This window comes from Candidatus Desulfofervidus auxilii (assembly GCF_001577525.1).
Lineage (GTDB): Bacteria > Desulfobacterota > Desulfofervidia > Desulfofervidales > Desulfofervidaceae > Desulfofervidus > Desulfofervidus auxilii.
The window spans coordinates 1,863,188-1,874,679 of record NZ_CP013015.1 but is presented as its reverse complement, the minus strand read 5'-3'; the positions used below and the strand labels follow the sequence as shown (position 1 = coordinate 1,874,679).

Below are 11,492 nucleotides of genomic sequence, written 5' to 3'. Positions count from 1 at the left end.
CAATTTAAACTTGGATATAATTAAATTTGTAATGAAATTCTTTAAAAAATCCAACAAAAAAAACCATACCACGGATATAGAAGACTTGCGCAAAATGATTGATGAGGCTGATTTGCCTGTCAATATCAGAGAAATTGCTAATCAGGAGTTAGAAAAACTAACTAAGATGAACTCTAGCACAGCTGAATATACTGTGGGTCTTATCTATATTGAGTACTTAGTCACCCTTCCCTGGAATAAACAAACGCAAGATAACCTAGATATTAACCGGGCAGAGAGGATTCTTAATGAAAATCACTATGGTTTGGAAAATGTTAAAGAAAGGATTTTAGAATACCTAGCTGTCAGAAAATTGAAATTAGATCGGAAATACCAAATATTAGTAGTAGATGATGATAAGATTGCCCGAGACAATCTGAAGCATATTTTGGAAAAAGAAGGTTATCATGTAGTTGCAGTAGCAAGTGGCATGGAGGCTCTTCAACAGTTTCAAAACGCTGAGTTCGATGTGGTTCTGACAGACCTGAAGATGGAAAAGATTGATGGTATGGAGCTACTTGAAAGAATAAAGAGTAGGTATCCAGATGTTGAAGTTATTATGATTACTGCCTATGCCACCATCTCCTCGGCTGTAGAAGCGATAAAAAAAGGGGCTTACAATTATATTGCTAAACCCTTTCAAATAAAAGATGTCCGCTCCATAGTAAGAGAGGCTTTGGAGAAAAGGCTTTTACAGCAGGAAATCAGAGGGCCTATTTTTTGTTTTGTAGGACCACCAGGCACTGGGAAAACCTCTTTAGGTAAATCCATTGCCCAGGCGTTGGAAAGAAAATTTGTCCGTATTTCCCTTGCAGGGATGAAAGATGAGGCTGAGATAAGAGGACATCCCCGAACTTATGTGGCAGCTATGCCAGGACGAATAATTCGTGAAATACGTCGTGTTGGTTCAATTAACCCTGTATTTATGCTGGATGAGGTAGATAAAATAGGACAAGATTTCAGGGGAGACCCTGCTTCAGCCTTATTAGAAGTATTGGATCCAGAACAAAACGCTGACTTTACCGATTATTATTTAGACACCCCCTTTGATCTATCTAAGATTATGTTTATTACCACTGCCAATATAATAGACCCCATTCCAGATCCACTTTTAGATCGGATGGAAACCCTTTATTTTTCAGGATATACAGACCAAGAGAAGGAAAAAATTGCATTTCGGTTCATTATTCCTAGAGAGATTAAGGAAAATGGACTATCCTTAAATCCTCCAAAATTTACGGTTGAAGCGGTATATAAAATCATCCAAGAATATACCCGTGAGGCTGGATTAAGAGGGTTGGAAAGAGAAATTGCTTCTGTATGTAGGAAAATTGCTAGAGAGATTGTTAAGCATAATAAGAGGTTTGGAGAAGATATTATTGTAACTCCTGAATTAGTGAGGAAATATTTAGGGCCAAGAAAATTTTATTATGAAGTAGCTGAGGCAAAAGACCGTGTGGGCGTTGCTACAGGTCTAGTTTGGACAGAGACAGGTGGAGATATTATCTTTGTAGAAGCAACTAAAATGAAAGGGAAAATGAAACTTATTCTAACAGGGTCACTGGGAAATGTCATGCAAGAATCTGCTCAAGCAGCTTTAAGCTATGTTCGTAGCAATGCTGACTCATTTCATATCCCGGCAGATTTCTTTGATCATCATGACATTCATATCCATGTTCCTGCTGGGGCTATTCCTAAAGATGGGCCTTCTGCTGGTATAACCATTGCTTTAGCCCTTATTTCTCTTTTAACAGAGAGACCAGCAAAAAGAGAGGTGGGTATGACTGGAGAGTTGACCTTAAGCGGAAGAGTTCTCCCTGTAGGAGGGATCAAAGAAAAGATACTGGCTGCCCGAAGGGCTGGGGTAAAAACTGTAATTTTGCCTGGCAAAAATAAAGCCGATGTAGAGGATCTTTCAGAGGATATTCGAAAAGGGTTGGAGATTATTTTAATAGATAAAATCGAAGACATTGTAGATTTGGTTTTGAGGTGAAATACCCTCTGCATAAAAATAAGAAATCTTTTTTGAAGTGCCTTTATATCTTTTGGTTCAATATACTATGTATACATACTCCCCAAATCCGTGATAACTTTAAAAGAAAATCCACCCGCCTGCCTGTCTGTCCCCGCCTGCCTGCGGGCAGGGGCAGACACGGCCGTCGGGCAGGCCTGCTTGTTGGCAGACAGGCAAATATAGTAACTGACCGCAACCATACAAATATTTTATTTAGGGCTGGGGCTGCAAAGGAGGTCGGGGATTTTGGGGCACTGTTTTAAGTTGCCTTCTGAAATAATTAATTGTATAATTTATATAACTTGCTGATAGGCAAGGAGGAGAGGTGTGAGATGGTTTATCAAAAAAGTTGTTTTCTTTATCATTATTGAATGTTTTTGTATGGGCGTGGATTCCCAGGTTTTCACCGCCTCGGCTGAAGAAGAAAAAGAAAAACCCCATTATGTGGGAATGCAGAAGTGTAGGGGATGTCACCCTGAGCATGTGAAAACATACTCTGAATGGAAGTATTCCAGAAACTTTCGCATTTTAGAAATGAGAGGTAAAGACCATGACCCTCAATGTCTACCTTGTCACACCACTGGTTATGGCGAACCAGGTGGTTTTATCAGTGTAGAAAAAACACCGCACTTAAAAAATGTTCAGTGCGAAACATGTCATGGACCTGCAAGCCTCCATGTAAAGGCCACTAATGTAGTGGAACGTCGCAAGACAATAAACATTCCTAAAAACCTCTGCACTACATGCCATCGCCAACATAAGCATATAGGGTATTAGGGAATTGAACCAAATTATAGCGTTTTTAGAGCGGTTATATATTAAGTTGAATATAATCAGTCTAAAGACTAAGTTAATATTGGGTGTAAGTTTGATTTTAATCATAGTAACAGGCATTTTTACTTACTATGATATGGTAACACGGATAAAATACCATTTTAGTAGACAAGAAGAGTGGGCTTTTGAGCTCAGTGATACAGTCATGAAAAGTATTGAATATCCCATGTTTGATGGAGATATGGACGATGTTCAGGCCATTTTAGAAAGACTAAACAAAATGAAAGATGTAAAGGTGGTAAACCTTTGTGATACTAAAGGTGTTGTTAAATATAGCGGAATACTAAACAACATAAATAAAGTTGATACTTCAGAGGTTACCAAAAAAGCTTTACGGACTGGTTCCCTAGTTAAAGGTTTGGAAACATTAAGGGAAGAAAAAACACTTCTTCATGCTATGCCTATCTATAATGAGAAGACATGTCATAAGTGCCATGGAAGTAAAAAGAGAATATTAGGAGTTTTAACTGTAGGAATTGACTGGAAACCTATAGAGGAAAGAATAGTAACCATTAGGAATAGAGAAGTTGTCTTAAGTTTGATCTCTATTGTGGTGGTGGGTTTTTTCTTAACTTTATTTTTATCCAGATATATCACCCGACCCCTTTCTACTCTCACTCAATTGGCTGACGAAATCAGTCGTGGAAAACCTGGATTTGAATTTGGAAGACAAGTCAAATGCTGGGAAATACAAAATTGTGACAGAACCAACTGTCCTGCATATGGGAATACTGAAATTATGTGTTGGTACGTGGATAATACCCTTTGCATGGCTGAGCCATCTGGGAAATTTCCAGAAAAGCTGGATATGTGTCGTAACTGTCTGGTCTATAAGACTCATATTGGCGATGAAATAGTCAAGTTAGCAGATTCCTTTAAACATATGCTTTATAGATTAAACTTATCTAAAGAGGAAATAAAACACTCTCAAGAAAAATACATGTTCCTTTTTAATACTAACCCAAATCCTATTTTTATTTTAGATTATGACACCTATAAAATTTTGGATGCAAATGCAAGAGCCGAGGTTCAATATGGCTATTCAAAAGAAGAACTTCTGAAGTTATCATTTATGGATCTGGGATATGAAGAAGACATGCAAAGAATTATGCAAGATTCAAAAGGTCTCTTAGATGGGAGATGTATTTTTTTCTCTAAAAAGCAACATCGTAGAAAGGATGGAAGTATTTTTTTCGTCAATATTCAAATATGCCGTGTGAGATTCCTGGAAAGAAATGCCCTTATCGCCACAACAACAGACATCACAGAGAGTGTGCAGAAAGAGGCTCAGTTGATTCAGGCCAGCAAGTTAGCAACCTTGGGAGAAATGGCAGCAGGCATTGCCCACGAATTGAACCAGCCGCTGAATGTTATAAAGGTGGGTAGTGACTTTTTTAAGAAGACCATAGAAAGAGGTAAAAAGGTAAATGATGAGGAATTAAAAACTGTGGCTCAACAGATAAGTAGCCAGGTAGATAGGGCCTCTCAAATTATCAATCATCTGCGAGAGTTTTCTAGGGTAGCAGAGATAAAGGCTCATGAAGTAAACATTAATGAACCTATAAGAAACGTCTTTAAAATACTAGGTCAACAATTAAGACTACGTGAAATAGAGGTAGAGTTGGATTTAGACGAAAAATTACCTTGCATAATGGCGGAGAGCAACAGATTAGAGCAAGTTTTTATAAATTTAGTAACCAATGCCCGAGATGCCATGGAGAACAAGGCGGCTAGTTCAACTAAGTTATTAAAGATAAAATCCTTTATAGACAAGGGTGATGTTACTGTTACCGTGTCTGATACCGGAAAAGGCATTCCTGAAAATATTATAGATAGAATATTTGAGCCCTTTTTTACCACTAAAGAAGCAGGCAGGGGCACTGGACTAGGGCTTTCTATTAGCTATGCTATTGTCACAGATTATGGTGGGACTATAACGGTAGAAAGTAAGGAAGGAAAAGGAACCACATTTGAGTTAAGATTCCCAGCAGTCCGAAGGCAGGTCTAGTGGATTAAGAAGGTATTTAAGATGAAACTTTTACTTATTGATGACGAAGCGCCGGTAAGGGAGATATTAGGTTTATCTTTGCGTAGTGAAGGTTATGAGGTTATGACAGCAGCAAGTGGTAAGGAGGGAATAGAAATATTCCGTCGCGAAAATCCCCCCATTGTATTAACCGATATAAAGATGCCTGGTATGGATGGGATTGAGGTATTAAAAAAGATTAAACAGATCAACCCTGAAACCGAAGTAATAATTATCACTGGCCATGGAGATATGGATTTAGCTATCCAGTCTCTTCAATTCGAGGCCTCGGATTTCATTACCAAGCCTATTAAGGACGAGGCCCTAGCAGTGGCCTTAAAGCGCGCCAAGGAAAAGTTAGAGATGAAGCAGCGGCTCAAAGAATACACTACTAATCTAGAAAATAAAGTAAAAGAAGCCATAGAAGAATTAAGGATTAAGGAAATGCAATTATTTCAATCAAAAAAGCTTGCTGCCTTAGGCACACTTTTAGCTGGCGTGGCTCATGAGCTAAATAATCCCCTTTCCAATATATCTACATCCTGCCAAATACTTCTGGAAGAGATAGAAAATACTGATTTGGATTTTAGAAAACATTTCTTAAAGCAAATTGAAGAACAAACCGATAAGGCTCGCAATATTATCCGTTCCCTTTTAGAGTTTTCTAGGCAAAAGGAGTTTGAAAAAGAAACATTAAACTTAAAGGATATAATACAGGAAACGATGAGTTTTATTCGGGGCCAAGTCCCTGCTAGGGTAGAGATAAGGGTTGAGGTGCCAGAAAGCATTAATATCTATGCTGATAAGCAACGCATTCAACAGGCATTCTTAAATATTATTACCAATGCCATCCAGAGTATACCAAATGAAGGGATAATTAGTATAAAGGCGGAGGTAGATGAGGATAAAGGTTTTGTAAATATTAAGTTTAAGGATACAGGTGTTGGGATTAAACCAGAAATTTTACCTAGGATATTTGACCCCTTTTTTACTACTAAAGAAGTGGGTAAAGGTTCAGGGTTAGGTTTATTTGTTACCCATGAGATTATAGAGAGACATGGAGGTCGTATTACAGTAAAAAGTAAAGTAGGAGAAGGCACTTCTTTTTTGGTTCAATTGCCTTTAAGGAAGAGAGCTTATGAACAATAGGGTAAGATTATTAGTAGTAGATGATGAACTAATTGCCTTAAAGAATCTTGAATATATCCTAAAAAAGGAAGGATATGAAGTAGTAGGGACACAAAGTGGGGTAAAAGCATTAAAGCTTTTAGAAGAAGAGGAATTCCCTGTGGTTTTAACAGACTTACGTATGGAAAAAGTTAATGGAATGCAGATTCTTGAAAGATGTCGCCAACTCTATCCATATTCAGAGGTAATTATTATTACTGCGTATGCTACTATAGACTCGGCTGTAGAGGCTATGAAAAAAGGAGCTTATCACTATATTGCAAAACCTTATAAGTTTGATGAAGTACGTAAAGTGGTGGCAGAAGCAGTAGAAAAGAACAGGCTTCAAAAGGAAGTTAAAAAATTAAAAGAGCGTTTAAAAAATTATGAAAAAAGTCAAGTAATAATAGTTACTGAGGACGAAAATATGAGGAAACTCTTACAGATGGCTCGGAAGGTAGCCCCTACAGATTGCAATATTCTTATCAGTGGTGAGACAGGAACAGGAAAAGAGCTACTGGCCCGATATATCCATGACCACAGCCTTAGAGCCAAAGGCCCGATGTTAGCTATAAACTGTGGTGCATTCCACGAAGAGCTTTTAGCAAATGAGCTTTTTGGACACGAAAAAGGGGCATTTACTGGTGCAAACTATTTAAAAAAGGGGCTTATAGAGATGGCCTCTCAAGGCACCCTTTTTCTGGATGAAATTACTGATATGTCTCATGCCATGCAAACAAAACTTATGAGGGTAATTCAAGAAAAGGAAATCATGAGACTGGGAGGAACTAGTCCTATTAAAGTGGATGTCCGTTTTATTGCTGCTACCAATCAAGACATTCAAGAGGCTGTTAAAAACGGACGATTTAGGGAGGATTTATATTATCGCCTTAATGTGGTATCTTTACATATACCCCCACTTTGTGAACGTAAAGGAGATATTCCTTTATTAAGTTATTACTTCTTAAAAAAATATGCAGATTCCATGAATAAAGACATTAAGAAAATCTCTTCTGAAGTTATAGAAATTCTTACAAACTATGATTACCCTGGCAATATAAGAGAGTTAGAGAATATCATTGAAAGGGGAGTAGCATTGTGTCTAGGGGATGTGCTTCAGCCAGAGCACCTTCCTGAGGATTTAAGAAGATTGGAAATTCGAACCTTTCGCAAAAGAGGAGAGCGCTATCCCACTCTTAAGGAACAGGAAAAATCTTATATCTTATGGGTTCTTAAAAAATTTAGTGGCAATAAAACCCGAGCTGCTGAAGTTCTGGGTATAGACCGCGTCTCACTTTGGAGAAAGCTAAAACGCTATGGGATTGAAAAATAATTAAATTGAATGTGATTTTGGGGAAATAATTACTAAAGGGCAGTTTAACTGATTATACCGCTCAATTAAGTTTTTAATATCCTTTTTAGAAACAATAGTAAAAATAATGTCTTTATGCCGCCTGATATATTTTATAATCTCTTCTTCCAAATTACCTATGGAGAAAATCACATTTGGAATCAGCCTGGACCTCAATTGCTTTTTCTCTAAGAGTTGTTCATCATCGGGTCTAATTACATAGAGGACTTCGAGTTCTGCTCCCAGTCTTTTGCGTAAATTCTCTGCATACATAAATACTTCTTTGTCTGTCTTGTGTCCTTCTTTCTTCAATGTTTCCCTGGCAATCTCAAATGCCCCTGCCTCAGCATAAGTGGCTGCTTCTAGTAAGGTTTCTATCTTTTTCATTAAAATAGCCAATAGAATCTTCTTCCCCATGCTTAAGACCTCAACACCATGCTCAATATTTCTTTTGGCCGGCCTTTAAAGAACATTTTGCACTTTTAGCGGTGAGGAGCTCTTATTTCTTTTCGTTGTTCAACCCTCTTGGTTACTGGAACACGTTTTTCTTTTTCTTCAAAATACTTCCTCTTTAATGTTTCCCTAGCAATCTCAAATGCCCCTGCCTCAGCATAAGTAGCTGCTTCAAACAAAATTTCTATTTTTTTCATCAATTTTCCTAACATCTTGCCCTCCTTTCTTGGATTTCACTATTTTATGTTGCAAGTCCCATGCCAATTAGCTAAACTGCTGAGTATTTATCACAACTGGACTTTTTCATGTAATCTCTCTGGGCTCAAATTAGGTTTGTTTTATTTCGCAATAGCCTATGTGAATATTCCAATTTATTCAGATATACAAGACATTAGGTGTCTGCTGCCATTTGTAACCAACTATTTACAATATGCAACATTTTGAAATTCTTAACACTACACTCATTCAGGGTGGCTTTGCCATTTACTGTTTAGAATAACTAAGGTTGATTTAAGAAAAAGAATAAATAGACTCCTCTTTCCTTAATCCTGTTTCCAAAAACATGTAGTGGGGTAGATGCCCCACTACATGTTGATATCTAAATGCCTAGTTAAAATGAAAGGTGCTATTTTTCTGTTTTACCGTTGAGGAAGAGCAAATAAGCCCAAACAGGCTGTGAGACATATTATACCAGCAATAATCGCCAGAGTCGCAAAAAAATATTCTCTTTTCTTTAACAGTAATATAGCTGATAAAAACATACCTGGTATCACTGCAAAAACACCAAGGGCTATTCCAAACATGGTAAGACCATCACCGGTAGTTATATTGTGCAGATACCAGTGCCCTTGGGGTAATTGCCCTATTCCTTCTTTCCAGACAGTAGCTACATCCTTGCCTTGCCAAATAGCAGAAAAAACATATGATACATCCATCACATTAGACCTAGATATAAAGGCAAAAGTTGACCCCAAGACAGCAATTAATGCCCCTAAAAGAGTTCCCCAATATATAATTTCTCCATAAACAAGCCCAGCTAATGGGGGTTTAGGTTTGGTCTCCTCTTTAGTCTCAGCCATAAACATTTCTTTAGCCATAACTATTTCTTCCATGATTATTACCTCCTAAAAAATTGGTAAGTCTATCCCAAATAATCCCTCTATTCCTCGCACATTGAGTTTGATGCTGGTTAAAAATAAGATGCCAATAAGTATATACCTTACAAAAGCAGCTTTAACTCTAGCCAGTATAGTTGCCCCTATTATTCCTCCCACAACTTGTCCAAGCATCCAGGGAGCAGCAAATAGGGGAATTAGAGCACCAAATAAGATATACGGCCATATGGCAGCAGCATTACCTATTGCCAGTAAAACCCCACTGCAAGCAGCCGATACTTTAAGTGGAACTGCCATTACAAAATTTAACACCGGGACGACTGCCCATCCCCCTCCAAGGCCAAAGAAACCACCAGTAAAACCCACCAAAAGAAAAAGTAAAAATCCAGGTAAACCTTTTGTTGGCCGATAATTTACCACTTTTTTCAATGACTCTTCCCAATAACTTCCTCTAATTCCTAGCCATTGTGTAAAACGGTCTATACGTTTCGCTTTGGGATACTCTGTTTTTGAACCTCCAAAAATGAACATGAAACCAATAAAAAGAAGGGTAACTCCTAAGGTAAGCCTGACGATGGCGTCACCTGTCGGGCCTAAATATGCCGAAAGATATACTGCACCAAAGGCACCTACTATAGCTCCTACCACAATAGGAATTGAACAGAAATAAACAATTTTGATGTCAGATAGACCCTTCCTCATAAACGGTCCTGTAGAGATCAAGCCACTAAACATAGCTACTACCAGACCTGTAGCCCTGACTAGCAGTGTATCAAAGGAAGTAAAGCCTAAGACAATAGGGGTAAATAGAACCCCTCCACCAACTCCTGCAATGACTGCAACAATAGCAATGCCAGTGCTTAGCAAAAAAGAGCCTACAATTATTCCCAACACAAACTTTGGACTCAAAATCCCTGTAGCTTGCACCTCTGAAAATAATGCCATGGCTATGTATGAAACAGCAACCAGAAACATCAACAGAACTCCTTCTAACATCCCCGTGCCTTCATAAGAACCTGCTTCAGCTAAAGTAGCAACTTCTAACAAATATTCTGCTTTTCTCCTAACCTTCTTTGCCCCTTCTAAAACACCCATGGCATCCTCCTTATTTAGACTTTCTGTTAATTTTCCTACAAATTCTATGCCAATAAGTCATAAGACAGAATAGCTGTCTTTTTCCTTAATTAATTTCTGGTCAAGGGATTTATTCTGTTACACTTTGCAATAGATAATGACCAATATCTCAGATTACTCTGAAATATCAAAAAAATTAGTTTATGTTACATAATATAACTCAATCGTTGCGATATGTAATATATACCCTTTGCCATCCCACGTCGCTTCTATTTTTAAAAAGTTTATTAATAGCAAGTAATAGAACCCAATTTGTTTGAGATTTTAGGTATACACTTTAGGTTTTATATGGATTTATGTTAGGACTTCGTCAAAGTAATTTTAACGGAGATCCAAATGTTAAGCGCAATGGCTCAATGCAGAATGCAAATTGAAAAATGCAAAATCGCCTTCTGTCAAATTGGAACGTTAGCACGTTGGAATTGGGAATTAGGAACTGGGAATTGGGAATTTCTATTTTCTGTTTTCTATTTTCTTAACTGTATTTTGTAAGTTTGACCCCAATTCCACTACATTTGGCTATTTCATTCCATCACTATTTCACTACTCGCTGATTTAATGTTTTGGCATTTAGACATTTGGATTTCATTTGGCATTTGGATTTTGAAATTTGGATTTTTTAGACCATATTTAAACGTTTGTTCTTTTTGTTAAATTACTTATGGCCTGACTTTGACGTAACCCTGGGATTTATATAAAGTATATTTCACCTTTGGTTCACGCTTTTCTGCGCAAATTCTTTACATACATAAATGCCTATTTCTTTCTTTAACACTCGTCTGGCGCTTTCAAATGCCCCTGCTTCAGCATAAGTGACTACTTCAAACAAAATTTCTATTTTCTTTGTTAAAATAGCCCATAAAGTTTTTTCTCTCAAGATTAACACTATTTCCTTATTTCCTTTCGTTGCTCAATTCTCTTAGTCAGTGGAACATACTTTTCCTTCTTTTCTCTCTTTAACACTTCTCTGGCGCTTTCAAATGCCCCTGCTTCAGCATAAGTAGCTGCCATAAACAACCTCTCTAAACCCTTTATCCACCTTTTCATCCTAAACACCTCCTTTCTATGCTACTAAAAAATATACTAGCAAAATGCATGCCATTTAAAAATAACTTAAATAAGCATAATTTTTATTTGGTTATATTTCATTTTGCAACAGAAATAATTAAGGAAGTTAACTTCTCTTAAATATACATATTTTTCTATTTTGTTATAAAAAGAAACGACATGTTACAATGCGCATCGTTTGAATAATTGGATAAGAAATGCCATTTTTGGTGCGCCCGGAGGGATTCGAACCCCCGACCTACGGATTCGTAGTCCGGCGCTCTATCCAGCTGAGCTACGGGCGCTTCCTTT

General features: G+C 37.5%; 11 protein-coding genes and 1 tRNA gene. 5 read left to right on the top strand and 7 right to left on the bottom strand.

The genetic code is table 11. The features are described from left to right. The first annotated feature begins 31 nt into the window (after positions 1-31). The 5 genes from lon to HS1_RS09345 all read left to right on the top strand — a co-directional run bounded on the left by lon (position 32) and on the right by HS1_RS09345 (position 7,413). Positions 32-2,032, top strand: a complete 2,001-nt coding sequence (gene lon / locus HS1_RS09370; protein WP_066066567.1) for an endopeptidase La — start codon at positions 32-34, stop codon at positions 2,030-2,032. Between the two features lie 348 nt (positions 2,033-2,380). After that, positions 2,381-2,830 carry a cytochrome c family protein gene (locus HS1_RS09360; protein WP_066064408.1) on the top strand — a complete coding sequence of 150 codons (450 nt, stop codon included), beginning with the start codon at positions 2,381-2,383 and terminating at the stop codon, positions 2,828-2,830. A gap of 4 nt (positions 2,831-2,834) precedes the next feature. Further along, positions 2,835-4,895 carry an ATP-binding protein gene (locus HS1_RS09355; protein WP_066064405.1) on the top strand — a complete coding sequence of 687 codons (2,061 nt, stop codon included), beginning with the start codon at positions 2,835-2,837 and terminating at the stop codon, positions 4,893-4,895. A gap of 21 nt (positions 4,896-4,916) precedes the next feature. Further along, entirely contained in the window at positions 4,917-6,062 is a 1,146-nt protein-coding gene (locus HS1_RS09350; RefSeq protein ID WP_066064401.1) for a sensor histidine kinase, read from the top strand. Continuing rightward, a complete protein-coding gene (locus HS1_RS09345) occupies positions 6,052-7,413 on the top strand; it encodes a sigma-54-dependent transcriptional regulator (RefSeq protein ID WP_066064398.1) in 1,362 nt (453 codons plus the stop codon). The genes HS1_RS09350 and HS1_RS09345 overlap by 11 nt, the downstream gene beginning before the upstream one ends. On the opposite strand, the gene HS1_RS09340 is transcribed toward HS1_RS09345, so the two are convergent. The 7 genes from HS1_RS09340 to HS1_RS09315 form a co-directional block, all read right to left on the bottom strand. Then, on the bottom strand, positions 7,414-7,848 hold the full coding sequence (locus HS1_RS09340; RefSeq protein ID WP_066064395.1) for a hypothetical protein: 435 nt from the start codon (positions 7,846-7,848) through the stop codon (positions 7,414-7,416). Between the two features lie 65 nt (positions 7,849-7,913). Then, positions 7,914-8,096 carry a hypothetical protein gene (locus HS1_RS09335; protein WP_066064392.1) on the bottom strand — a complete coding sequence of 61 codons (183 nt, stop codon included), beginning with the start codon at positions 8,094-8,096 and terminating at the stop codon, positions 7,914-7,916. A 426-nt stretch (positions 8,097-8,522) separates the two neighbouring features. Then, entirely contained in the window at positions 8,523-8,996 is a 474-nt protein-coding gene (locus HS1_RS09330) for a hypothetical protein (protein WP_066064389.1), read from the bottom strand. Between the two features lie 12 nt (positions 8,997-9,008). Then, positions 9,009-10,094, bottom strand: coding sequence for a sulfite exporter TauE/SafE family protein (locus HS1_RS09325; protein ID WP_082757765.1), 1,086 nt, complete (start codon positions 10,092-10,094; stop codon positions 9,009-9,011). A 745-nt stretch (positions 10,095-10,839) separates the two neighbouring features. Further along, the gene (locus HS1_RS09320; RefSeq protein ID WP_156469441.1) at positions 10,840-11,010 is read right to left on the bottom strand and encodes a hypothetical protein; all 171 of its coding nucleotides are present in this window, start codon (positions 11,008-11,010) and stop codon (positions 10,840-10,842) included. 8 nt (positions 11,011-11,018) lie between these two features. Beyond that, positions 11,019-11,180, bottom strand: a complete 162-nt coding sequence (locus tag HS1_RS13175) for a hypothetical protein (RefSeq protein ID WP_156469440.1) — start codon at positions 11,178-11,180, stop codon at positions 11,019-11,021. 228 nt (positions 11,181-11,408) lie between these two features. Continuing rightward, a tRNA-Arg gene (locus HS1_RS09315) sits at positions 11,409-11,485 on the bottom strand. Between the last annotated feature and the right edge of the window lie 7 nt (positions 11,486-11,492).